The following is a 25,768-nucleotide window of genomic DNA, read 5'->3' as shown; positions in this document are numbered from 1 at the left end:
TTCCCCTCTCATGTCATTCCGAACCCGAAGGGTGAGGAATCTTGATTAGCGAGATTGGCGAGAGTTAGCGAGGTTGGCGAGAGTTGGTGAAAAAGATCCCTCGCATACGTTCGGGATGACAATGGAAAAGATCCTTCGTCGCTGGCGCTCCTCAGGATGACAAAAAAGGGGAAAGTCATACCTGGGAGCGAGAAGGCGCGGAATTCCCCCTTTGTGTCATTCCGAGGAACGTATGTGACGAGGAATCTTAAAATTGGCGAGGTTGGCGAGGTTAGCGAGGGTTAGCAAGATTAGCGAGGCCTGTCCTGAGGAACGAAGTGATGAAGGATCTTGCGGGAGTTGATAATTATGAAAGATTTATTAATAAATTAGACGGGGAGGAGATGTTTTATGTTATTTGAATACACAACTCCGAGAAATAAGGTTATAAAATTTGATCATACGTATGTTATGGGAATAGTAAATGTGACACCTGATTCCTTTTATCCTGGAAGTAGAGTGGATAAAGATAAATTACTTTCTACGGTGAAAGAAATGATAAATAATGGGGCAGAGATTATAGACGTTGGTGGTGAAAGTACGAGACCTGGTTCTGAAAGGGTATCACTTGATGAGGAATTGAATCGGGTGTTGCCTGCAATTGAGGCTATTAGAGAAAATTTTGATGTGCTTATTTCAATTGACACATACAAATCTGTTGTGGCAGAAGAAAGTTTAAAAATAGGAGTTGATATAGTCAATGACATTAGTGCAATGAAATTTGATGAGAATATGGTGAATGTTGTAAAAAAATACAATTGTCCGGTAATACTAATGCATATGAAAGGGACCCCCAGGAATATGCAGGAAAATCCATATTATCATGATACGGTACAGGAAATATACGATTATTTAAAAGAAAGAGTTGAATTTGCAAAATCTAATGGTATTTCTCAGATCATTGTGGACCCTGGTATAGGTTTCGGAAAAAGACTGATTGACAACTTATTGATAATTAAACACCTTTCAAAATTTAAAGAAATAGGTTACCCCGTTCTTTTAGGTGCCAGTCGTAAGTCAATGATAGGAATGATATTGGATTTACCTGTTGAGGAAAGATTGGAAGGGACTTTGGCAATAACTGCAGCAGGAGTGATTAATGGGGCAGACATTATTAGAGTCCACGATGTGAAAGAAAATGTTAGAGTTGTTAAAGTAATAGAAGCTATTATTAATGCTACCCAGGGATGAAAAGTGAGGAGATAGTAAATGCGTCTTGATAGGTTTTTATCCAATGCAGGAATTGGTTCAAGAAAAGAGGTAAAGAAGTTGATAAAGTGTGGAAGAATAAAGGTGAATAATAAAATTATAAGACATCCTGCTTATTATGTAAATGAAGAAGAAACAGTTTTTCTGGATGATGAAAGGGTAATACCTTACCATAATGTGTATATTGTTATGAATAAACCTGAAGGTTTTACGTGTAGCAAGTCAGAGTATGAACCAAACATATTTGAATTTTTGATACATCCATATTTAGATAAGCTGCATATTGCAGGAAGGCTGGATAAGGATGTAGAAGGTTTAATAATTATAACTAATGATGGACAATTTACTCATAAAGTAATTTCACCAAAATCTAAAGTGGAAAAAGAATATCACGTGGAAGTAGAAGGAATTTTGACGGACAAAATGATTAATAAAGTGGAAAAAGGAATAGTGTTGAAAAATGGAATGGTTTTTGCACCTGCAAAAATAAAGCAGTTGTCTGATGGAATGGTATCTCTTGTTATTACAGAAGGTAAATATCATGAAGTTAAATATATAATTGCGGCGATAGGACTTGTTTTAAAAAGAATGAGAAGAGTTAGAATAGGAAATTTGAGATTAGATGAATTTAATTTAAAAAAAGGGCAATGGAAAGAAATTCCCAGAAAAAAAGCGCTAAAAGCTTTAGAAGGATACGATAAATCAGTTTATAGCGAGTAATCGATTTTAAATCGATTTTATCGGAATTTACAATTAGTTTACATAAATGATATAATTTTTACGTTAATATACTTTTTTGAATGGGGGGATTTTTGTGGAAAAGATAGAAAAGGAAATAACCCTTGAACTGGTCAGAGTGACAGAAGCAGCTTCATTGATGGCAAGTAAGTTTTTGGGTAGAGGAGACAAGGAAGCAGTGGATAAAATAGCGAGTGACTCCATGCGAGGAATGCTCGACTATATAGACATGCAGGGAGTAGTTATTATAGGAGAAGGTGAGAAAGACAAAGCGCCCATGCTGTACAAAGGGGAACAGGTGGGAAACTGGGAAGATGGAACCCCGGAATTAGATATAGCAGTTGATCCTGTGGATGGAACAAGGCTTGTAGCGTATGGATTGCCAAATGCGATAAGCGTTATTGCAGCAACAGATAGAGGAAGTATTGAATACCTTCCAACGTTTTATTCCTATAAACTTGCCGTTGGTCCAGAACTTGCTGGAAAGTTAGATATTAATGCCTCAATTAGAGAAAACTTGAGAGTAGCTGCTGCTATATTGAATATAGATATCTCTGAACTTACGGTAGTTATTTTAAATAGAGATAGGCATAGGGAAATTATAAACGAAGTACGAAAGGTGGGAGCAAGAATAAAGTTAATAAGCGATGGAGATATTGCAGCGGCTATTGCTACGGCACTTCCAGATAGCTACGTTGATATTTATATAGGTATAGGAGGTTCTCCTGAAGCGATTTTAGCCGCGGCTGCTTTAAAGTCTCTTGGCGGTGAAATTCAAATAAAATTATGGCCAATTGATGAAAATGAAAGAAATCTTCTCGCAGAAAAGGGTTATGATGCAAGTAAAGTTTATAAGACAGACGATCTTATAAAAAGTGAAAATGTAATTTTTGCAGCTACAGGGATAACAGATGGAGATTTGTTAAGAGGGGTGAAATATTCTAAAAATAAGGCAATAACAGAATCAATAGTGATGAGGTCAAGATCAAAGACTTTAAGGAAGATAATATCTTATCATGATTTAAGATATAAGACTATACCCCTGAAATCCGAGGGTGAAATACGATTTTTAAACGGCCACATCTAATTAATTCATTTGATAATACATTCAATGAAAATGAAGGAGGGTTTAATATGGAAAAGGTTGAACTTGTCTTGAAAGTTTTATCAGATTCTGATAAACCGTTAAGACCTGGCGAAATAGCAGAAAAAGCGGGAATAGATAAGAAAGAAGTGAGTGAATTGATAAAACAGTTGAAAAAGGAAGGAAAAATAGAGTCTCCTAAAAGATGTTATTATGCCATAAAAAAATAGCTGGTGTTTCAAGTAAAACATTTTTTTATTAACAAATAATTTACTTTTTGATTACTTGTCATGTGGGAACATATGTGTTAAAATTTAGTCGCTGCCTGAGACGGCAGGTTTAAGAAGTGCGAGAGCCGCCTGCCCGAGGCACAAAAGGGATGTTATTCCCTTTTGCGTTTGCCTCGGTGAAGCCGAGGTTATTTTTTTTAGGAGGTGATGTGGCGTTGCTGACAAGAGCTCAAAAAGAAAAACTTGTTAAGGAATTTGCGGAAACTTTCAAAAATTCTTCCCTTATAATGTTTACAGACTATAAAGGGTTAAATGTTCAGCAAATAACGGAATTAAGAAGAAAACTCAGGGAAAAACTTGAGAGTGGAGCAAGGTATAGGGTAGTAAAAAACAGTGTGATAAGGTTCGCATTAAAAGAAGCGGGTTGGGATATTGAAGAGATTTCCCACGTGTTTGAAGGACCAACAGCTGTTTTATATGTTGAAGAAGGAGATCCAATAGAAGCTATAAAAATCGTTTACGACTTTTCAAAGAAAATGAAAGGAGTACCATCTTTCAAAGGTTTGTACCTTGATGGAAAGTATTACGGTCCAGAAGAAGTAGAAGAACTTTCCAAACTTCCATCCAAGGAACAGCTTCTTGCCATGGTTGTTGGAGGCGTTCAGGGACCAATTAGAGGTTTCGTCAATGTTCTTGCAGGCACTCTTAGGGGCTTATTATATGCTCTTAATGCTATTAAGGATAAAAAGTCTGAATAATTTTTAGGAGGTGTTAAGGATGTCATTAGAAGAAATTGTTAGCGCAATTGAAAATCTTACAGTTGCAGAACTTGCAGAACTTGTGAAAATGCTGGAAGACAAATTTGGTGTTAGCGCATCAGCTCCAGTAATGGCTATGCCCGTCGCAGGTGCAGCAGCTGGAGGAGCTGCCCAGGCAGAAGAGAAAACAGAGTTTGATGTTGTTCTCAAGAGCTTTGGTGCAAAGAAAATAAACGTTATTAAGATTGTCAGAGAAATTACAGGTCTTGGACTCAAAGAAGCAAAAGATCTTGTAGAAAAAGCTGGAACACCAGATGCTGTAATTAAGGAAGGAGTAAAGAAAGAAGAAGCAGAAGAGATCAAGAAAAAGATTGAAGAAGCTGGCGGAGAAGTAGAACTTAAATAATAGTAACATAAGTTTCTGATAGGAAAATATTTTGTATCAACCCCGTGCCAAATGTGACGCGCGGGGTTTTTTGTGATTTAATATATAATTGGCGTATTATTTACCCTCCTAAATTTTTCTAACTGAGGTGATAGGATGAAAGAACTTAAAGCTGGTAAAAGGACCCGTTTATCATTTGGTAGGGTCCATGAACCTATCCCTGTCCCAAACCTCGTGGAAATTCAGACCCGCTCTTATTCTGAATTTCTCGAGAAAGGGATTCTTCAGGTACTCAAGAAGTTTTCCCCTATAACGTCTTCAAAGACTGATACGAGAAAAGAAAAAGGATTTAGTTTAGAGTTTGTGTCGGTACGCGTTGGAGAACCTCAGAATACTGTTCAAGAGTGTAAGGAGAGATTGCTGACTTACACTGTTCCCGTTTATACAACTGTGAGAATAACTGACAACAGTACCAATGAAATGCTGGAAGAGGAAGCATTTCTTGGTTACATACCTTACATGACGTCCAAGGCAACATTCATCATAAATGGTGCTGAAAGAGTGGTTGTGAATCAGTTAGTTAGAAGCCCCGGCGTATACTTTGTAGAAGAACCGACAAAAAACCCTGGAGCAAAACCTATTTATGTAGCTCACTTTTTGCCTGTAAGAGGTGCGTGGTTTGAAATCCTGTTAAATCTTAACGATGAAACTTTTTATGCAAGAATTGATAGAAAAAGAAGGATAAACCTATTTTTGTTTTTGAAAGCTCTTGGATATACAGAAGATGTGGAGCTTCTTTCGTTATTCCCTGATTGGGTTGATGTTGAAGATGAATATTCTTTGACTCATGCGGAAGGGTTAGTGGTGCTCGAGGATGTGAAAGATAAATCTGGTGAATTAATAGCAAAAAAGGGAGATGTTCTCACCACAGGTTTGATTGAGAAACTTTCCGAATCAACTGTGGAAAGGATAAAAGTTTCCCACAGATATGCACATAACACTCTTGAAAAATTAAAACACACTTATGGAGAAGTTGATGAAAATAGAGCTTATATTGAGGTTTTTAGAAAATTAAGACCTGGAGAACTTCCAAGGATAAATGCCGCGAAATTATTCCTGAATAATCTTTATTTCAACGAGGAAAGATTTGAACTCTCAGAAGTTGGTCGTTTCAAGATGAATAATAGACTTGAAGAAGCTTACAGAAAATACCTTGTGGAAGTGGAAGGTAAAGACCCGGAAGAAGTAAAAGATATGAAATATAATGAATCAGGTAATGTTTTAACCAAGATGGATATAGTGCTTGCCGCACGAAATCTTCTTGAAATATATAAACATCCCGGGACGATGGATACAAAAGACCATCTTGGAAATAAGAGAGTTAGAACTGTTGGAGAGCTTATAAGAATAGAGTTTGAACGGGCGTTTTCCAAAGCGGTGTTTATAATTCAGGAAAAATTGGCTACTTACACATCGCTGGATAAGATTTCTGTTCAAAGCTTGATAAATGTTAGATCCATAATAGCTACTATAAATTCTTTCTTTGCTACAAATCCATTATCGCAGTTTATGGATCAAACTAATCCTCTGGCGGAACTCACTCACAAAAGAAGGCTTACAGCTGTCGGGCCTGGAGGATTGAAAAGGGAAAGGGCGAGATTTGAAGTACGTGACGTACACCATTCACATTACGGAAGAATGTGTCCTATTGAGACGCCGGAAGGTGCCAATATAGGACTTATAACTTCTCTATCTGTTTACGCTACTATAGATAAATATGGATTTTTAGTTACGCCTTATATTAAAGTTGTAAAAGGACACGTGACCGATGAAATAGTTTATTTAACGGCTGATGAGGAAGAAAATTATAAAATTGCTCCTTCGACTACACCAGTTGATGAAAACGGTATGATAATTCCGGAAAGTGTTACTGTAAGATATGAGGAAAAGGTGCTTTATGTTAACAGAGAAGATGTACAATTTCTTGATGTGGCACCTAACCAAATAGTAAGTGTTTCGACATCGCTGATACCATTTTTAGAACACGACGATGCTAATAGGGCATTGATGGGTTCTAACATGCAAAGACAGGGCGTACCATTAATAGAAACGGAAGCTCCAAGAGTAGGTACAGGTATGGAATGGCATGCGGCAAAATATTCTGGAAGTATTGTTCTGGCAGAGCATGATGGAATAGTTAAGAAAGTTGATGCGGAGAAAATAATTATCCATAGATTGGATGAAAATGGTAAGGAAATGTACGATTCTATGGGAAATCCTGTTTTTGATACTTACAGGCTCCTTAAATTCATCAGGACAAACCAGGATACGTGTATAAATCAAAGGCCTATAGTTAATGCTGGAGATTTTGTAAAAAAAGGTGATCCAATAGCAGATGGACCGGCCACAGATATGGGAGAATTAGCCCTGGGGAAAAACGTACTTGTTGCGTTTGTTCCATGGGAAGGATACAATTTTGAAGATGCTATACTTGTTAGTGAAGAGCTCCTTGAAAAGGAAACTTATACATCAATTCATATAGAAGTTTATGAAACAACAGCTCGAGATACAAGATTAGGGCCGGAAGAGATTACACCGGACATTCCAAATGTCAGCAAAGAAAAATTAAGAAATCTGGATGAAGAAGGAATAATAAGGATAGGAGCTTATGTTGGACCGCAGGATATACTTGTTGGAAAGGTTACTCCAAAAAGTGAAAGTGATACGACTCCTGAAGAAAAAATAATCCGTTCTGTGTTTGGAGAGAAAGGAAAAGAAGTAAAAGATTCTTCTTTAAGAGTACCGCACGGTGTAGAAGGTCGTGTAATAGCCGTTCACGTTTTTGATAAAGAAAAAGATGGAGACCTTGGCCCTGGTGTGAATAAACTTATAAGAGTGTATGTGGCTATCAGAAAACCTTTAGAAGTAGGAGATAAATTAGCGGGAAGACACGGAAACAAAGGTGTGGTTTCTAAGATTCTTCCAAAAGAAGATATGCCTTTCTTGCCAGATGGTACACCAGTTCAAATAGTGTTAAGTCCGCTGGGTGTTCCTTCACGTATGAATGTAGGGCAGATTCTTGAAACAAGTCTTGGATGGCTTGCTGTCCTTACCAATAGATGGTTTGCAACGCCAGTATTTGATGGAGCAAAAGAAAAAGATATATTACCAGAACTTTATAAGGTTAGAAAAAGTCTGGGCCTTGAAATGGGAGACAATAAAAAGAATCCTACAGGTAAAGTCATGCTGAGAGATGGCAGAACGGGGAAAGAGTTTGATTCTCCTATACTTGTAGGTTATATGTATGTGATGAAGCTTATCCATATAGCAAGGGATAAAATACATGCGCGTTCTACTGGTCCTTATTCTCTTATTCACCAGCAGCCTCTTGGTGGTAAGGCGCAGTTTGGTGGACAGAGATTCGGGGAAATGGAAGTTTGGGCTTTAGAAGCATATGGCGCGGCACATACACTCAACGAAATGTTAACAGTAAAAAGTGATGATATAAAAGGTAGAAATGATGTTTACAAAGCGATTTTAAAAGGAAAAAATATTCCTGAACCAGGATTGCCGGAAAGCTTTAAAGTGTTGGTCAGGGAACTTAGGGGTCTTGCCCTTGATGTTCGCGTATATGACGAACACGGCAAGGAAATTGACATAGAGAAATTATAATGTCCCCTTAAGGAGGGAAAAAGATGGGTTCAACTTTTAAGAGGAAAATTGCACAGGTAACTGTTGGTGTGGCTTCTCCAGAAGTTATTAGAAGCTGGTCAAGTGGAGAAGTGAAGAAACCAGAGACAATAAATTATAGAACTTTTAAACCTGAAAAAGATGGATTATTCTGTGAGAGAATCTTTGGACCGACAAAAGATTACGAATGTGCTTGTGGAAAATATAAAGGAAAGAAATACGAAGGAACAGTTTGTGAAAGATGTGGTGTGAGAGTTGAGTCAAAAGAAGCCCGAAGAAAGAGGATGGGGCATATAGACCTTGTAGCTCCTGTGGTTCATATATGGTATTTAAAGAGCAGCCCCAGCATATTGTCTTCTCTTCTTTCAGTACCGGCAAAGGAATTAGAAAACGTGGTTTATTATGGCGGAAAAAGAATTATTGAAAAGGTGCTTATAGTAACCGATCCAAAAAATACAGATTTTATAAAAGGTTCGCTTCTTTATCAAACAGAATACGAAATATATTCTCAGAAACTTGATTTTGAAGTTATGCCTGGTGTGATAATAAAGTCACCAAGATCACCGGTTGTTACAGATATAGATGGGGAAGTAAGAATTAGAAAAGAGAAAACTCATACAGATAGAGAGATAACATGGGTCGATGTAAGAAATATTTCCAGATCTCCTCATAGAGTTTATACAGGAATGGTTTTAAATGTGAAAAATGGCGATAAAATAGAACAGGGTGAAGAGTTGGTCTCTGAAATGAAAATAGAACCAATTTATTCTCCTTTTGATGGAACAGTGGAAATTGATGAAATTTCTGAGACTATTACAATAAAGCCACTTACAACAAGCAAAGAAATGCCACTGACATTTTCACTGCCATACGGTGTAAAGCCAACAGTCTCTGATGGTAGTAAAGTGAAAAAAGGTGATCAGTTAACCACCGGTACAATATTACCGGCAGTCATTGCCTCTGTTTCTGGAATTGTTAGCTTTGGAAAAGAGCTCAACGTTCGTCCGCGAGAAGATGGGAAGTATGAAGTGCTTGCTACAGGAAATGTATACATAGAGAATGTTGTTGAGGGAAAGAGCTATCCATTGTTTGAAGGTTCACTTGTTTATGTAGAGGATGGTCAGGAAGTTTCAAAAGGAGATATAATAGCTGATAGATTCCTTTTTGAAGATGAATATCTGACACTTGAAGAATATAAAATTTTTGAAGATCACTATCCTGCAATGTTTACCGCTGAAACAGAAGTGGAAAATGATAGACCAATAGTTGTTATTACTAAGATAGATGATGATGTTTCTCTGGAAACTGGTTTGAGCATAGGCGATATCATAACAGATGACCAATATGGAGCTTACAGGGTACTTTACGGGGAAAAAATAGAAGCTGAGTCTGGAGCAGCTGCGGTGAAGAAACTTTTACAGAATATTGATCTTGAGAAACTAAAAGTTGAAATAGAAAGTGAGTTAAAAAAGATTTCAAAAAGTAGTGGAAGGGCAAAGAAACTTCTTAGAAGATTAAAAATAGTCAAAGATTTGATAAAAAGTGGAGCACAACCCGAATGGATGGTACTCGAGGCTATCCCTGTTGTTCCACCTGACATAAGGCCAATGATTCAGGTAGAGGGTGGAAGATTTGCAACAACGGATCTTAATGACCTTTACAGAAGGGTTATCAACAGAAACAACAGATTGAAAAAATTGTATGAAATGAATTCTCCAGAAATAATTGTTAAAAACGAAAAGAGAATGCTTCAAGAAGCAGTGGACAGTCTTTTATATAACGGCAGAATGGGTAAAGCTGTTACAGATAGAAATGGCAGACCTTTAAAATCGTTAACTGATCTTGTAAAAGGGAAAAAAGGAAGATTTAGAAGAAATCTTCTTGGAAAACGTGTTGATTATTCCGGGCGAGCTGTTATTGTCGTTGGGCCACACCTTAAAATTCACGAATGTGGGTTACCGAAAAAGATGGCTATGGAATTGTTCAAACCATTTGTGCTTGCAGAGCTTATAAATCGTGATGAAGAGTCGAGTAAAACGGCAAGAAAAATGAAAAAGGCAATAATAGAAAAAGAACTTCCTCAGGCATGGGAAGTACTTGAAGAGGTAATAAAAGGACATCCAGTATTATTAAATAGGGCCCCAACGTTACACAGAATGTCTATACAGGCATTTGAACCAAAACTTATAGAAGGAAATGCTATACAACTTCACCCTCTTGTATGTCCTCCGTTCAACGCAGACTTCGATGGGGACCAGATGGCAGTGCACGTACCTCTTTCTGCAGCAGCACAGGCAGAAGCGAAGTTTCTTATGCTTTCTCGTTACAATATAATATCACCTGCTCATGGTAAACCAATTTCAATGCCTGGAAAGGATATTGTGGCAGGAGTATATTACCTGACAATGGTAGATAAAGATTACGAAACAGTGAATCCAGAAGATATTAAATGGAAATTTTCATCTATAGATGAGGCTGAGCTTGCATACGAATTTGGATATATAAAATTGCATGACCCTATACTTGTGAAAGTGGACGATAAAGTTGTTAAAACAACTTATGGAAGGTTAATATTTGCCAATATTGTTCCTGAAAAATTTAGAGATTACAATAAGACATATGGCAAAGGTGCTATAAAAGAACTTGTTTATAAAACTTTCAAAACATATGGAGTTGACAGAACAGCGGATCTTCTTGATGACATAAAAGATCTCGGATTTCACTACGCTACTGTTTCTGGATTGACTGTAAGTATAACAGATTTCTATATATCGCCTGAAAGAGAAAATATTATAAAAAACGCGCGCGAGAGGATAAAAAAGGTTGAGGCTCTTTATGAACAGGGTTTTTTGAGCGATGAAGAAAGATACAGAGAAACGATAAAAATATGGGCTAAGGCTACGGAAGAAGTTCAGGATGCGACTTTTGAGTATCTTGGAAAAGATCCGTTTAACCCAATCTTTATAATGGTAGATTCTGGAGCAAGAGGAAACAAGGACCAATTAAAACAGCTTGCTGGTATGAGAGGATTAATGGCGGATCCATCGGGAAGAACAATTGAAATTCCTATTATTTCTAACTTTAGAGATGGATTATCTGTTCTTGAATTCTTTATCAGCACCCACGGAGCTCGAAAGGGTTCAGCTGATACTGCATTAAGAACAAGCTCAGCGGGATACTTGACAAGGAGATTGGTTGATGTTGCGCAAAGTGTTGTTATTACTACAACAGATTGTGGAACATACGACGGCGTTAGAGCAACGATACTTAAAAGTAGTGATGGTTTAAGAGTAGAAAAGCTTGAGGAATTTCTGTTTGGAAGAGTTTTGGCAAAAGAGGTATACGATCCTGAAACTAACGAAGTTCTTGAAAATCCAAAGACAGGTCGCAAATATACGCGTGATACAATGCTTGACGATGATGATGCCAGGTTCCTTGGCAATTATGCAAAAAGAATACCTGTAGTAAAAAGTTATGAAATAGATTTACAACAGCCAATGATTCCAGAGAATTATGCAGAAATAGTAGAAGGATTTGTTTCAAAAGATGGAGTAAGTTATGAACAGGGTTCAGAATTAAACTGGGAAGTTATCAAGGCGGCAAAAGAAGCAGGAATCAAGGCGTTGAAAATAAAAGAATATCCTGTGGTTGGTAAAGTATCTGTTGAGGTTGTTTTGTCACCAAAAGATATGAGACAATTAGTTATAGAAGATGAATTAATAGATTCCACTACGGCTAAAATACTGGAAGAAAACAACGTAGAATCTGTTGAAGTGCGACCAGATATAATTGTGAGATCAGTCCTCACTTGTGAAGCTGAGCATGGTGTGTGTGCAAAGTGTTATGGAATGGATCTTTCCAATCACAAGATTATTAGCGTTGGTGAATCTGTAGGTATTGTTGCTGCACAGTCTATAGGAGAACCTGGAACGCAGCTTACCATGAGAACTTTCCATACTGGAGGTATAGCTACTGCAGCAGACATTACGCAGGGTCTCCCACGTGCAGAAGAATTGTTCGAGGCCAGGAAAAAGCTCAAAGAGCCAGAAGGAGTTTTCTCAGCAGTTAAAGGTTTTATAAAGGATATAGTTGAAGATGAAACAGGTCGCAAAAAGGTTTACGTTGAAGATGAAGCGGGAGACATTCACGAGTATGAGATACCGACCAAAGTTAAAGTCAGTGTGAAGAAAGGGCAAAAAGTACTGCCTGGTCAATCGCTGACAACAGGTGCTATAAGACCAAGAAAAAGTCTTGATACTCTTAGTGTAGATGCAACTGCTTTGTACCTTCTTAAAGAAATTAAAAAGGTGTATGTTGAACAGGGTGTTGATATTCATGATAAACATTTTGAAATAATAATTAGACAGATGCTTGACAAAGTTGAAATAACAGACCCTGGAGACACAGATTTCTTACCAGGTGATCTTGTAAGATTGCAAACAGTGGTAAGAATAAATAAGGAAATACTTACTGAAAATGCACATGTAGAAAATAATAAAAAGCGTGTTGTTGGTAAAGTGCTTGCAAAGCCTCTTATAGGCGAAGATGAGAATGGAGAAATAGTAGAAATTGCACCAGAAGGTGTGGAAGTAACCGAAGAAATAGTGGAAAAAGCGGTGTCGCTGGGAATAAAAGATTTAATAGTAAAAGATGGAGAAGAGGAAAAAACGATTTATCAGATACTGCCAAAAGAACCTATCAAATACAGAAGAAGACTTCTTAGAATTACAAAAGCATCATTAGAACATGTAGGCTGGTTGAGTGCTGCGAGCTTCCAGCAAACGCCGCAGGTATTGACTGAGGCAGCTATTGAAGGAGCAATTGACGATTTGCTTGGCCTTAAAGAAAACGTCATAGTAGGTCAGCTCATTCCAGCAGGAACAGGGTTAGATATGTTTGCCAATGTTCAAATAGAAGAAACACCAAGAATGGCAAAAGAAGAAAAAGAAAAAATGGCGTAAATTAAACATGGTCCCCGATGCCCGGGGACCATGTTTTTTATTTCCTGCTTCCAGGTTTCACAATGTCAAGGCCTTTTTTACATAATGGACAGTCGGTTGGTTCATACGTTTCTACGTTTATTTTAATCAGTGATTTTATGCTCAAATTTTCTATGTGGTTTTCTTTACTTCTATTTACTATACATCCTATACTTATTATCTTCGGGCTGTATTTTTTTATAGCGTTTATTACTTCCTTTGTGGATTTTCCAGTTGTAATGACATCTTCAACTATTATAACCTTTTTTCCTTCTTCTATTTGAAAGTTTCGCCGCAATTCCATTTTTCCATTTTCATTTCGTTCTGTAAAGATAAAAGGAACATTAAAACTTCTTGCTACCTCGTATCCAATTATTATTCCCCCTAAGGCAGGAGAAATTACATAGTCTGGCTTTTCGGGAAACAATTCTGCTAAGCGTTTTCCAAAGGCTTCTGCATATTCTGGGTATTTTAACGCCTGCGCACATTGAATGTATGTATTTGAGTGTAAGCCAGATGATAATAGGAAGTGCCCTTTTAATACAGCGTTGGTTTTTTTCAGAATTTCTAATACATCCATTTTTTCACTCCTTTGATTGATAATATTTATTGATAATATTGTTGAATTCGATTGTTTTTTGTCTTGGATTTTCATCAAAAATAATTGCTCTTGAAACGTTTATAAGGATATTTTTGTAGTTATTCAGGCTATCAAATAGTTCTTTTATATTGCCGCCCTGTGCACCTATTCCAGGAATTAAAAAGAGCATATTGTTAGAATTTTTTACAATTTCTGAAATATATTCGGTATTTGTAGCACCAACGACTATACCTACTTTGTCTTTGTAGACTTTGTTCAGTTCATTCATTTTTCGGGTGATTTTTAAATAAAGTTTATCTGGAATTTCAAAATCCCTGGCTCCTGTGTTTGATGTGAGAGCCAGTGCAAATACATGAGCGTTTTCATATTCCAGGTAAGGTTCTATAGTATCTATTCCCATTAAAGGATTAATTGTTATTGAATCTACTGCAAGGTGTTCAAAATAATAATAAGCGTAAGCTTTTGCTGTATTTCCTATATCACCTCGCTTGGCGTCGAGTATTACTGGAAGTTCTGTGTATTTTCTAATATAACTTATTGTTTCTTCCAGAATTTCCAGGCCTTTTGGTCCCATTTTTTCGTAAAATGCTATGTTGATTTTATAGCCACAGATGAGATCATGAGTGTTTGAAATAATCTTTTTGTTAAAGTCAAGGACATTTTCTGTTATTCTCTCAAAATCACTATCAAGACCAACCAATAGTATAGAATTATTCTTCTGTCTTGTTTTGAGATATTTATCTATCATAGAATCCCTCCAATGCGCATCCAATTGTTTTTTCATAACTATCATTTTTAAAGTAATTTTCAAGGTCATGTGCGATTTTTATAGGTATTTCAGGGTCAGCCATGACTCCTGAACCAATTGCTATCAGGTTGGCTCCAATCATTATAAATTCAAGTGCATCTTTGTAATCAAATATTCCGCCCATTCCTATAATTGGAAGATGCTTGAATTTTCTTTTTATATTGAAAATAGCGGCCAGTGCAATAGGTTTAATAGCTGGACCGCTGAAACCTCCTATTCCCCTTTTTAAAATAAGTCTTTTTTTCTTTATATCAACTTTCAACCCCTTCGAGGAATTTATTAATGAAACACCATCGACGCCTGCATCTATTGCTCTTTTTACAATTTTTTCAAGAAACAGATTGCTTCCCAGCTTTATAAATATAGGTTTTTTGGAAATCTTTTTTGCTTCTTTTACAAGTTCATAAATAGCATCACTATCATGCTCCAGATTTGTATTGTGTTTTGAAACATTTGGACAGGATAAGTTCAGCTCAAAAAATACAGCTTTTGAATCGTTTAGTCTTTCTATTAACGATAGATATTCGCTCTTAGTATCGCCACCTATACTCAGAATGATGTTTGTGTTTAGCGATTCTAAAAATGGCAGGTCTTCTTTTATGAATTTATCTATTCCAGGGTTTTGAAGACCTATTGAGTTTATAATCCCGGCTTTCACATTTACAATTCTTGGAGGAGGATTTCCTGGTCTTTCTTTTAATGTGACTGTTTTTGCGGTAAAACCACCTAACCTGTTCAAGTCTATATAATTTGATAGTTCTTTTCCGTTCCCTCCTGGACCTGAGGCGATAATAACAGGATTTTTAAACGTAAATCCTAATATATTTACCATTCTAATTCCACCTCACTCAGGTTGAAAATGGGCCCATCTTTGCAAATCATTTTTATGCCACTTTTAGTTTTTACCGGACATCCTTTACACATACCTATTCCACATCCCATTCTTTCTTCAAGAGAACCGTAAATTAGATAATCTTTGAATTTCTTTTTGGCCGCTTTTATAAAATTCGTACTTCCGCAAATTAATATAGCATCGTCTTTATTTATGAATTTTTCTACCTTTTTAAGAGGAGACATTCCTTCTACTTTATCGATATGAAGATTGTCATTTGTCAGTATTTGTTTTATTTCAGGGGTTACAAATCCATAGATTTCTTTTTTTACAAGTTCTGGATATATATTTTTGAAATGTATTAGCGGCGCTGAGCCGCAATCTCCACCGATTAATATGTACTGTCTATTTCTATCGATTTTTTCTATGAAAGGTGTTCCAAGAGGTCCACGAATCTCGATATGATCTCCTGGTTTTAGTTTTTTCATTTCAGATGTCATTTCTCCAACCACTGCTATTAAAAATACCATCTTTTTACCTTTTTGATCCATAGGTGAAAATGGTTTAGGGAACACAAAACCTTTGATATTTATCATTACAAATTGTCCCGGTTCGATTTTTAAAATATGTTCCGTTTCAACTTCCATGATTATATAATTTTCCGTTGTCTGAATTTTGGTTACTAAACTTTTCACACTATTTCCTCCCATCGTATTTTATTTCCCCGTTTACTATTGTTAAGATAACTTTGCCATGCAATTGTTTGTAAGGTAGATTTTTTCCTTTCGAAAATATTTTTCCATCCCATGTTTTATTTGTATCTACCAGTACAATATCTGCATAGTACCCCTCTTTGATATCTCCTATATTGTTTAAGTTAAATATTTTTGCAGGTTGATAGGTGACTTTTTCAATTAGTTTTTCAAGGTCTATATTGTATTTTTTGGAAATACTACAGAGTGCAGGAAAGAAGACATCTAGTCCGGAAATTCCATTTGGGGCATTTTCGTATTCTAAATTTTTTTCTTCAAAAGAATGAGGAGCATGATCACTTACTATGATGTCTATGTGCTCAAGATTTTCAATTAGCTTTTTTTGGGTTTGTATATCGGGAAGGGGAGGATTAATTTTTTTAAGGGGATCTTTTTCCCGGTTTGTCAGCAGCAGGTGATGAAATGTTACTTCACATGTTATGTTTATATTTTCTGATTTTGCGTATTTTATTAAATCAATGGTATTCGATGTGGAAATGTGTGCAATGTGAACTCGCGCTCCAGTATATTTTGAAAGTTCAACATCTCTTGCCACCATCAAAGATTCAAACAAATCGGTGTTTTTAAACCTGGTATCTTCACAGTGATTAATTATTATCCCATTGAATTTTTTAAGAATAGTTAATGATTCAAACATTATTTTGGCGTCGTATATTGGATTTCCGTCGTCTGAAAAAAATTTATAACCATTTTTTATTAACAATTTGATGTTGTTCAACTCTTTTCCTGCTCTATTTTTTGTAAGGGATGGTATGATAATTGGTCTGGCGAGGTTGTAAGCCTGTGCTCTGGTTTTTATATTGTTTGCAATTTTTAAATTATCAATTGATGGATTTGTATTTGGCATAATTCCAAGTGTTGTAACTCCACCGTGGACTGCTGCCATTAATCCTGTTTTTAGCGTTTCTTTGTATTCGTAGCCAGGTTCCCTTAGATGAGCGTGCATATCTATAATTCCAGGAATAGTTATAAGATTTGAAGCATCTATAACAATGTCAGCTTCAGGAATATTGGTTGTTATTTTTCTTATTAGATGATCTTCTATAAGAATATTGAAATAACCATTGGTTGAGTGCGAAATTACTTTTGAATTTTTGATTAACATCTTCATGTTTTTCACCTAAATATTCCATATTTCTTCAAACGTATGCGGAGTTTCGCAATATTCACATACGAGGAATCCATTTTCATCCTTCACAAATGAACCCTGTACATTTTCACCATGTACAGGATTTGTAATACAATTTTCATTCTTACATTTCAGTTCTGCAAATCCGTAAATTCTTGGAGGAAGTGTTATTCTGTATTTTTCCACAACACGTGAATCTTTAATGATATTCACAGTTGTGTTCGGTGAGATAGCAGAGAGTTTCTTAATTTCCTTTTTTGTGAGGTATTTATCTGGAAGGCTAATATAGCCTTTTAAGTCTCCGTTTTCTGAGCGGAATATCCCATCGGTGCTGTCCACATAATAAAGTTTTAGTATTTTTCTTATTTTTACTATGGTGGAATAGATTTCTTCTACATTTTTGCCTTTTGCAATATGGTCAATGACTGTTCCATTTTCAATGGGTTTAATTCCTCTTTTGCCATCTTTTTGAACACCCTTTGTTCCGTTAAGTATCGGAGCTTTTATTATAAAGTCCTCCTCTTTACCTGGAATATTTTCTCTGGAGTTTGTACTTTTATATTTTAAAGCTCCACCGAACATTGAAAGAAGTATTATTCTTGTCCAATACCCATTTATTGCCTGTTTTTCCCAGCCATTTAAAGAAAGAGAATCAAGAAAATGCGGAATGGTTGGGTGTATTTTGTGTCTGGGAAGAGGGTGATAGAATTTCGTTTCTGGTGGGAGGAGAGGAAGGAAATCTTTCTGGAAGGTAACGGCCTTTCTTAAAATAAACTCCTTTTCTAAAATATCCTCTCCCATCCGCTCTAATTGAAGCCTTGTAAAATACCAGATCTTTGAAACGTCATTTTGCTTTAAATACTCAGAAATAGATGAGAAAATTCTAACTTCAAAGCCATTTTTTTTCATTTTCTCAACATAATGGGTGGGCATAGCAATTTCTGGAGGGGCAATTAAATCTACTTTTACGTTTTTAAAAATTTTCAGTCCATTAACCTTTGAATGTACAGTTCTTCCATGAAGTAGGTCACCAATAAGGGCTATATGAATAAAGCTATTATCAAAATTGTTTTGTTCTAAGAAAGTATATTCATCGAGCAATTCCTGGGTAGGATGTTCATGTTTTCCATCTCCCGCGTTTATAAATGAAGGAGCAGGAAGGCCATTTCTATGAGCAAATTGAGAAACAGATTCTTTAAGTAATTTACATGTACCTTCGAGTTTTGACCGTACTACGAAAATAGAATAATCATTGTAACCTGTGAGCATATTGAATGTGTCTACATAGCTTTCTTTTTTGTTGAAGGAGGAGTGAGTGGAATCGAATATTGTAACGCGGGCATTTCTGTGAAATTTGGAGGCATTTATGAATGATTCTTTTGTTCTTGTGCTTGGTTCTATGAAGACAATGTAAATTCCTACGTTCTTTTTTATCATAAATTCGGATAGATCTTCTTTGTTCTTCCACTTTTGCTTTAGCCTTCTTGTTTGATGATAGAGAAACAGTTGTTCATCCACGCTTAAATCACTTATTACTGTGAGAGACCTGCTTAGAAAACTGTCTTTTTCAGCCAGATTTTCCAAAATCATCACCCCCCGAAGATTTATTCTTGAATATAATACAACTTTTCTTCTGGAAATGGCAATTAACATCAGGTAACGAAAGTAATAAAAAAAGGAAAATACTAAAAGAATAAAAAAAATCAATATGAATTTATAAAAGATTGTAAACATTTCTTTTTATTTAGAATTTAGTTACATCTAAACTTTTTGTATAAACGTGAGTCAACCTGTTTTTTTCAAATTTGCCAGGAAAAATTCTATATGTTATGATTTAGGCGTGAAATAGTATGCAAAAACACATAATAATAAGATTTTTATTAATATACACGGTTATTTGCGCGAAATTGTTATATATGCCGTGTAAATTACTTTTTTGAAAACAAGAGGAGGTGCGGTATGGCAAAAGTATTAATTATTGCTGGAAGTAAATCGGATGAAAATTTTGTTAAACAGGCTCTTGATTTATTTGATGAATGGGGAATAGAATATGAGTTCAGGATTTTTAGTGCCCATAGAAATCTGGAGGAGTTAATAGAATTTTTGAAGAATTTAGAGTCTGATTTTAAAGTTATAATTGCGGTTGCAGGCCTTGCAGCGGCTTTACCTGGTGTAGTGGCTTCCATGACTTCCCTTCCGGTGATCGGTGTTCCAAATAACGTTGGACCGCTTAATGGAATAGATGCTTTGCTTTCTATTGTACAAATGCCCAAAGGGGTACCTGTGGGTACTATGGGTATAGGTAATCATGGGATGAGAAACGCGGCTTATTTTGCAAAAAGAATTCTTGATCTGGAGGTGAGCAAATGAGCTTCCATGGTTTAAAGATGTTGTACGAAGGAAAGGCGAAAAAGATATTTGAAAAATCGAAAGATGAGGTAGTAATTTATTTTAAAGATGACGTTACAGCTTTTAATGGAGAAAAAAAGGATTCTATTTCAGGAAAAGGGAAGATTAATAAAAAGATAAGTGTATTCTTTTTCAAGATTCTTGAGGAAAAAGGTGTTCCAACACAGTTTATAAAAGACCTTGATGAAACATCTTTTGTTGCAAGAAAACTGGATATAATACCTCTTGAGGTTATCGTCAGAAATTATACAGCAGGTAGTTTTTGTAAACGATACGGGGTAAAAAAAGGAATAAAGTTAAAAGAGCCTATTGTGGAGTTTTCTTTGAAAGATGATGAACTTGGAGATCCAATGATTTGCAAAAACGTGATTCTTTCTCTTGAACTGGTTGATGGAGATATTCTGGAGAAAATTGAGCATTATGCCCGGAAGATCAATGAAATTCTTACCAGATTACTTTCACAGAGTAATATTATTTTAGTTGATTTTAAACTCGAATTTGGAGTAAAAGATGGAAATATATATTTAGCAGATGAAATATCGCCAGATACATGTAGATTCTGGGATAAAAACACAATGGAATCTCTTGACAAAGACGTTTACAGAGAAGAAACGGGAGATTTAGTTGAACGATATTCAGAATTTTTAAGGAGGATAGGCTTATGAGGTCTTTCCTTTTTGAAGCTTTAATTACATTAAAAGATGGTATTCTGGATCCTCAGGGAATAGCAACACAAAAAGTTCTGAAAAGATTGAATTATTCTGTGTATAATGTGCGATTTGGTAAATTGGTTACTTTTGAAGTCAGCGCTGAAGATCTGGAAACTGCCAAAAAAGTAGCTAAAGAGATAACATATAGAGTTTTAATAAACCCCGTTTTAGAAAATTATGAATTAAAATTGGTGAGGGAGTCGGAAAATGGTTAAAGCAGGAATAATAGTGTTTCCAGGGACTAATTGTGATAGAGATGCTGAATTTGCACTGAAAATGGCTGGATTTGAAACAGAGTATGTATGGCATGATTTTAAAAGCGTAGAAAATTATGATTTGATATTTATTCCAGGTGGATTTTCATACGGAGATTATTTAAGAGCGGGAGCTCTTGCAAGATTTTCTCCTGTGATGGGTGAAATAGAGAAATTTGTATTAAAAGAAAAAGGATTGGTGATAGGAGTTTGTAATGGATTTCAGATTTTGACAGAAGCTGGAATATTACCCGGGGCTCTTTCACGGAACAATTCTTTAAAGTTTATATGTAAAGATGTGGTAATCAGAGTAGTTAATAAGAATACACCATTTAGCAAATTTATATCTAAAGAAGAGCTTGTTATACCTATTGCACACGCTGAAGGAAATTATTATATTAGCGATTATAAAAGGTTAAAACAAAATAATCAGATAGCCTTTGAATATATCGATAACCCCAACGGTTCAATTGGAAACATAGCAGGGATATACAACGAAAAATTCAACGTTCTTGGTATGATGCCTCACCCTGAAAGAAATTCTGTAAAACTTTTAGGAAACGGCGATGGGCTGGAAATTTTACTTTCTATCAGGAGGTTCCTGGAAAATGAACGAGATGAATAAAATGAATAAGTTGTATTCGGAGCTTGGTTTAAAAGATTTTGAATATGAAAAGATAAAAGAAGATCTGGGGAGAGAGCCAGATGCTCTTGAAATATACATGTATTCAGCTCAGTGGTCAGAACACTGTGGATATAAACATTCGAAAGAATTGTTAAAACGATTGCCAAGGAATATTGAGAATGAAAATGCAGGCTATGTGAGTATAGGTGATCATGCAATAGTGTTTAAGGTGGAAAGTCACAATCATCCAAGCGCAGTTGAACCATATCAAGGAGCTGCAACTGGTATAGGAGGTATAGTTAGAGATATTTTGGCAATGGGCGCAAGGCCCATTGCTCTACTTGATTCATTAAGATTTGGGAAAGATGAAAGGTCAAAAAATATTTTTGAAGGAGTAGTAGCAGGCATAAGTGGTTATGGGAATTCTATAGGAGTTCCTACAGTTGCGGGGGAGACTTATTTTGACGAGAGCTATAACACTAATCCGCTGGTAAATGTAATGTGCGTTGGAATTTCAAGGATATCGGATCTGGCTTCTTCGAAAGCGACTTCACATGATAAATTATACGTTTATGTTGGTTCAAAAACAGGTAGGGATGGTATTCATGGGGCTTCATTTGCGTCAAAAGAATTAACCGGGGAAGATGAGAGATCATCAGTTCAGGTAGGGGACCCCTTTTCAGAAAAAAACCTCATAGAAGCTACACTGGAAATTTTGAAGTTAGATGGTGTTTTAGCCTGTCAGGATATGGGAGCAGCCGGGATTTTAAGTTCTTCCTCAGAAATGGCATTTAAAGGAAATCTTGGATGTGAATTATATATGGAGAAAGTTCCTTTAAGGGAAAAAGATATGGAACCCTGGGAGATATTACTTTCAGAATCTCAGGAACGTATGCTGTTTTTGGTTGAACCTGGTACTGAGGAAAGTGTGGAAAAAATTGCGAAAAAATATTTCCTTAGCTTTGCGGTAATTGGAAAAACCATCAAAGGGAACAATATAAAGGTTATGAAAAATGGAGAGGTCCTAACTGAATTGCCAATATCTTCTCTGGTTGATGCCCCCTCTATGTATAGAAAAACCAAGCAACCAGAATATATAACAATTATCAGAAATAAAAAGTTTGAAATAGATCTTAAACCAGAGGAAGCCTTGTTCAAAGTGCTTGGTAACTTAAATATAGTAAAAAAATCCTGGATATATGAGCAATACGATTATAAAGTTGGAACAAATACTATTATTTCTCCAGGAAATGGCGATGGAGCTTTAATATGGATTAAAGGGACTAACAAAGCTATAGGGGTTACAATTGATGGAAATCATTTATATACGTACCTGGATCCATACGAAGGAAGCAAAAACGTAGTATTTGAAGCTGCAAGGAATCTAATTTCTATTGGTGCAAAGCCGTTAGGTGCCACAGATAACATGAATTTTGGTAATCCTGAGGATGATGTAGTGATGTGGCAATTTGAACAGAGCATAGAAGGCATATCAGAAGCTTGCAGAGCGTTAAAAATACCAATAACTGGAGGAAATGTGAGTTTTTATAATGAATCTGAAAATAGTTCTATCTTTCCAACTCCTGTTATAGGAATGGTTGGGGAAGCTGATATTAATAGCATTATGGATATGAAGTTTAAAAATCCTGCGGATAAAGTGTATTTAGTGGGTAAAGTGAATATTGATAAAGACAAAATAGGGGGAAGTATATATCAAAGGATTTTGAAAGGATTTATAGGAGGAAGAATTGATACTGTAAATATAAAATTTGAATTAAAACTTCAAAATATCATTTTGAAATTGATAAAAATGAAACTGGTAAATTCTGTACACGATGTTTCTAAAGGCGGAATAGCGATAGCTGTTCTTGAATCAGCGTTGAATGGAGAGAAAGGCTTTAAGGGAATACTTGGACAAAGTCTTGAAGAATTATTTGGTGAAAATCAATCAAGATTTATTGTGTCTGTGTCCCCTGAAAAGGTAGAGCTTTTTGAGTCAACGTTGAAAAGTTCTAAAGTTCCGTTTAAATTGTTAGGTGAGGTAATGCCCCCGGATTATGGCATTGAACTTGGTTTTGGACGTCTTGATTTCAACGATTTATACACTTTGTATACAAAAACTATTGAAAAGTACATGGAGGAATAGTTATGATTATGGAATCATGCGGCATTTTCGGTGCGTTAATGTTAAACGGTGAAAATGCTGTGCCCTATGTAATAGAAGGATTAATAGCACTACAGCATAGGGGGCAGGAATCGGCTGGTATAGCGTATGTAGAAAAAGAAGAATTAAAAGTGTATAAAAAGATGGGAATGGTTACCGAGGTTTTTGGCAACGGAGTGATGAAAAAGTTCAAAAGTTTCAATGCTATTGGTCACGTAAGATATTCAACAAGAGGCAGATCAGATATTCAAAATTCTCAACCTTTCCATGTAAGATTTCGAAATGAGCATTTTGCTATAGCACATAATGGACAGATAGAAAACGCGGAAGATTTGAGAAACTATTTTGAAAAAACTGGAACTATTTTTCTAACGGAAACAGACACAGAGATTATACTACACATGTTAATTAAGAAATTGAATAAAAGAATTTCAAAATGGACTCTTGAAGATATTGCGCAGATTATTTTTGAAAACATTTTTCCTTCGTATTCCTTGTTGATTTTGTTTAAAGATAGGATGATTGCAGTAAGGGATAAGAAAGGGTATAGACCTCTTTTTTATTATGTTTCAAAAGAAGGTTATTTTGTTTCATCAGAAGATAGCGCTTTTAATTTCTTGAATGCTGCTTCTGAAAAAGTCTATGAAATAAATCCAGGAGAAGCGATAGAATTTTCTGTGCATGGTGTAAAAAAATATAGGGTACCAGACACCGAGAAAATGTTTTGCTTTTTTGAGCATATTTATTTTGCACGGCCGGATTCAAACATTTTTGGAAAAAACGTCCATTTTGTAAGAAAGAAGTTAGGAGAATTATGCGCCAGAGAAAATCCAGTTGATGCTGACATAGTAGTTCCTGTTCTTGACAGCGGTTTTTCAGCAGCTATTGGTTATTCAAAAGAAAGCAAAATTCCTATAGAAATGGGACTTATGAGAAATAGATATGTTGGAAGAACATTTATATCTCCTGATCAAAGAGAAAGGGAAATAGGTGTTAAAAGAAAACTTCCTCCAATTCCTGAGGTGATAAAAGGAAAAAAGATAGTATTAGTTGACGATTCAATTGTGCGTGGGACTACAATGAAAAAGATAGTTAAAATGCTCAAAGATTCTGGAGCAAAAGAGGTTCATGTTAGAATAGCCAGCCCAAAAGTTATAAACACATGCCGCTGGGGAGTTGATATCCCTGATAAACGTGAATTAATAGCAGCAAACTTTTCTCTTGATGAGATGGTTAAAGAGATAGAAGCGGATTCTATTGGCTATGTATCATTAAAGAGTATTAAAAGTTTTTTGATGTCAGAATATGACAATTATTGTTTTAATTGTTTTATTGAAAATATAAAGAGAGTTAATACGAGGTGAGAAAATGGAATATGTAAATTACGAAGATAGTGGGGTTAATATAAATGAAGCAAATAAAATGGTTGAGTCTATAAAAGACAAATTGAAAGAAAATGCTGGAATGTATGGGGCTGTTTTTCCCATAAAAAATATTGTAGGCGAATACAAAGAGCCTGTGCTTGTGATGAGTACAGATGGAGTAGGAACAAAAATGATACTTCTTGAAAAGAAGAAAAGGTGGGATATTGCAGCGCAGGATCTGGCAGCGATGGTATTGAATGATATTGTTTGTGTTGGTGCAAAGCCTTTGTTTTTTCTCGATTACTATGCAACAGGAAAATTGAATAGTGAAGATGGTTCTGAATTTTTAAATAATCTGGTGAAAGTGCTGGAAAGCGTAAATTGTAAGTTAATAGGTGGTGAAACAGCTGAATTGCCAGGCCTGTTAATAAATGGTAGAGTTGACGTTGCTGGTTTTGGAGTTGGGGTTGTCGAAAAAGAAGAAATGCTTGGGAAACACAAAGTTTGTGAGGGAGATATCATAATTGGCTTGAAGTCAAATGGTATTCATTCAAATGGGTTTTCTCTTGTTAGAAAGTTGCTGGAGATGGGGAAATTAAAATTTACAGAAGATCTCATAGCTCCTACAAAGTTAGTGGTAAATCAAACCCTTGCAGTTTCTAAATATATAAAGTCAGCAGCGCATATCACAGGTGGTGGGATAGTTGAAAATGTACCAAGAGTAATACCAGATGGGTTAACAGCTAACATAAAATTTACCTGGGAGATACCAGAAGTTTTTAAGGAGATTTTAAATACTGGTGTTCTATTAAAAGAAGCATTCAGAGTTTTTAATATGGGAATAGGAATGGTTTATATCCTTGATGAACGTAATTTTGATACAGTAAGGGATATTCTTAAAACATTTGGAGAAGATGTAATTTTACTTGGAAAAGTAACTTTGGGCAATGAAAAAATCAAAATTAGTTTTTAGTTAAAAGAGGTTGA

21 protein-coding genes are annotated in these 25,768 nt (G+C 35.7%); 15 read left to right on the top strand and 6 right to left on the bottom strand.

Translation table 11 applies throughout. The features are described from left to right. Window positions 1-390 precede the first annotated feature (390 nt). The 8 genes from folP (at window position 391) to JYK00_RS01895 (ending at window position 13,094) form a co-directional block, all read left to right on the top strand. A complete protein-coding gene (gene folP, locus JYK00_RS01930) occupies window positions 391-1,230 on the top strand; it encodes a dihydropteroate synthase (protein WP_207567038.1) in 840 nt (279 codons plus the stop codon). A gap of 18 nt (window positions 1,231-1,248) precedes the next feature. Continuing rightward, window positions 1,249-1,968 carry a pseudouridine synthase gene (locus JYK00_RS01925; RefSeq protein ID WP_207567037.1) on the top strand — a complete coding sequence of 240 codons (720 nt, stop codon included), beginning with the start codon at window positions 1,249-1,251 and terminating at the stop codon, window positions 1,966-1,968. Window positions 1,969-2,062: 94 nt separating this feature from the next. Then, a complete protein-coding gene (glpX, locus tag JYK00_RS01920) occupies window positions 2,063-3,073 on the top strand; it encodes a class II fructose-bisphosphatase (protein ID WP_266097025.1) in 1,011 nt (336 codons plus the stop codon). Window positions 3,074-3,120: 47 nt separating this feature from the next. Continuing rightward, complete coding sequence (locus JYK00_RS01915) at window positions 3,121-3,300, top strand: helix-turn-helix domain-containing protein (RefSeq protein ID WP_207567036.1); 180 nt, start codon at window positions 3,121-3,123, stop codon at window positions 3,298-3,300. 215 nt (window positions 3,301-3,515) lie between these two features. Then, window positions 3,516-4,058: a 50S ribosomal protein L10 gene (gene rplJ, locus JYK00_RS01910; RefSeq protein WP_207567594.1), complete on the top strand. Its 543-nt coding sequence runs from the start codon at window positions 3,516-3,518 to the stop codon at window positions 4,056-4,058. A gap of 19 nt (window positions 4,059-4,077) precedes the next feature. Next, window positions 4,078-4,464: a 50S ribosomal protein L7/L12 gene (gene rplL / locus JYK00_RS01905; RefSeq protein WP_207567035.1), complete on the top strand. Its 387-nt coding sequence runs from the start codon at window positions 4,078-4,080 to the stop codon at window positions 4,462-4,464. A gap of 135 nt (window positions 4,465-4,599) precedes the next feature. After that, window positions 4,600-8,115 (top strand): DNA-directed RNA polymerase subunit beta, encoded by a 3,516-nt coding sequence (gene rpoB, locus JYK00_RS01900; RefSeq protein ID WP_207567034.1) that lies wholly within the window; start codon window positions 4,600-4,602, stop codon window positions 8,113-8,115. Window positions 8,116-8,138: 23 nt separating this feature from the next. After that, window positions 8,139-13,094: a DNA-directed RNA polymerase subunit beta' gene (locus JYK00_RS01895; protein ID WP_207567033.1), complete on the top strand. Its 4,956-nt coding sequence runs from the start codon at window positions 8,139-8,141 to the stop codon at window positions 13,092-13,094. Between the two features lie 37 nt (window positions 13,095-13,131). On the opposite strand, the gene pyrE is transcribed toward JYK00_RS01895, so the two are convergent. Genes pyrE through JYK00_RS01865 form a run of 6 tightly spaced genes read right to left on the bottom strand, consistent with a single transcriptional unit; the run spans window position 13,132 to window position 18,839 of the window. Next, window positions 13,132-13,692, bottom strand: coding sequence for an orotate phosphoribosyltransferase (pyrE, locus tag JYK00_RS01890; RefSeq protein WP_207567032.1), 561 nt, complete (start codon window positions 13,690-13,692; stop codon window positions 13,132-13,134). Between the two features lie 4 nt (window positions 13,693-13,696). Further along, a complete protein-coding gene (pyrF, locus tag JYK00_RS01885) occupies window positions 13,697-14,461 on the bottom strand; it encodes an orotidine-5'-phosphate decarboxylase (protein ID WP_207567031.1) in 765 nt (254 codons plus the stop codon). Next, window positions 14,451-15,353, bottom strand: coding sequence for a dihydroorotate dehydrogenase (locus tag JYK00_RS01880; protein WP_207567030.1), 903 nt, complete (start codon window positions 15,351-15,353; stop codon window positions 14,451-14,453). The genes pyrF and JYK00_RS01880 overlap by 11 nt, the downstream gene beginning before the upstream one ends. Then, on the bottom strand, window positions 15,347-16,048 hold the full coding sequence (locus JYK00_RS01875) for an iron-sulfur cluster-binding protein (protein ID WP_207567029.1): 702 nt from the start codon (window positions 16,046-16,048) through the stop codon (window positions 15,347-15,349). The genes JYK00_RS01880 and JYK00_RS01875 overlap by 7 nt, the downstream gene beginning before the upstream one ends. 1 nt (window position 16,049) lies before the next feature. Continuing rightward, on the bottom strand, window positions 16,050-17,237 hold the full coding sequence (locus JYK00_RS01870; protein ID WP_207567028.1) for a dihydroorotase: 1,188 nt from the start codon (window positions 17,235-17,237) through the stop codon (window positions 16,050-16,052). 9 nt (window positions 17,238-17,246) lie between these two features. Then, window positions 17,247-18,839 (bottom strand): bifunctional aspartate carbamoyltransferase catalytic subunit/aspartate carbamoyltransferase regulatory subunit, encoded by a 1,593-nt coding sequence (locus JYK00_RS01865; protein ID WP_228288186.1) that lies wholly within the window; start codon window positions 18,837-18,839, stop codon window positions 17,247-17,249. A gap of 375 nt (window positions 18,840-19,214) precedes the next feature. On the opposite strand from JYK00_RS01865, the gene purE reads away from it, so the two are divergent. The 7 genes from purE to purM are packed head-to-tail and all read left to right on the top strand — an operon-like array spanning window position 19,215 to window position 25,754. Further along, the gene (purE, locus tag JYK00_RS01860) at window positions 19,215-19,625 is read left to right on the top strand and encodes a 5-(carboxyamino)imidazole ribonucleotide mutase (protein ID WP_207567026.1); all 411 of its coding nucleotides are present in this window, start codon (window positions 19,215-19,217) and stop codon (window positions 19,623-19,625) included. Beyond that, window positions 19,622-20,329, top strand: coding sequence for a phosphoribosylaminoimidazolesuccinocarboxamide synthase (gene purC / locus JYK00_RS01855; protein ID WP_207567025.1), 708 nt, complete (start codon window positions 19,622-19,624; stop codon window positions 20,327-20,329). Before purE ends, purC begins: the two co-directional genes overlap by 4 nt. Then, entirely contained in the window at window positions 20,326-20,589 is a 264-nt protein-coding gene (gene purS, locus JYK00_RS01850) for a phosphoribosylformylglycinamidine synthase subunit PurS (protein ID WP_207567024.1), read from the top strand. The genes purC and purS overlap by 4 nt, the downstream gene beginning before the upstream one ends. Beyond that, the gene (gene purQ / locus JYK00_RS01845; protein WP_207567023.1) at window positions 20,582-21,253 is read left to right on the top strand and encodes a phosphoribosylformylglycinamidine synthase subunit PurQ; all 672 of its coding nucleotides are present in this window, start codon (window positions 20,582-20,584) and stop codon (window positions 21,251-21,253) included. The genes purS and purQ overlap by 8 nt, the downstream gene beginning before the upstream one ends. Next, window positions 21,237-23,399, top strand: coding sequence for a phosphoribosylformylglycinamidine synthase subunit PurL (purL, locus tag JYK00_RS01840; protein ID WP_207567022.1), 2,163 nt, complete (start codon window positions 21,237-21,239; stop codon window positions 23,397-23,399). Before purQ ends, purL begins: the two co-directional genes overlap by 17 nt. 2 nt (window positions 23,400-23,401) lie before the next feature. Then, window positions 23,402-24,781, top strand: coding sequence for an amidophosphoribosyltransferase (gene purF, locus JYK00_RS01835; RefSeq protein WP_228288185.1), 1,380 nt, complete (start codon window positions 23,402-23,404; stop codon window positions 24,779-24,781). Between the two features lie 4 nt (window positions 24,782-24,785). Then, window positions 24,786-25,754, top strand: a complete 969-nt coding sequence (gene purM / locus JYK00_RS01830; RefSeq protein ID WP_207567021.1) for a phosphoribosylformylglycinamidine cyclo-ligase — start codon at window positions 24,786-24,788, stop codon at window positions 25,752-25,754. Window positions 25,755-25,768: the final 14 nt, after the last annotated feature.

Source organism: Thermosipho ferrireducens, from assembly GCF_017358165.1.
Classification (GTDB): domain Bacteria; phylum Thermotogota; class Thermotogae; order Thermotogales; family Fervidobacteriaceae; genus Thermosipho_B; species Thermosipho_B ferrireducens.
The sequence above is the reverse complement of the archived record's forward strand: the minus strand, read 5'-3'. Positions and strand labels throughout refer to the sequence as shown.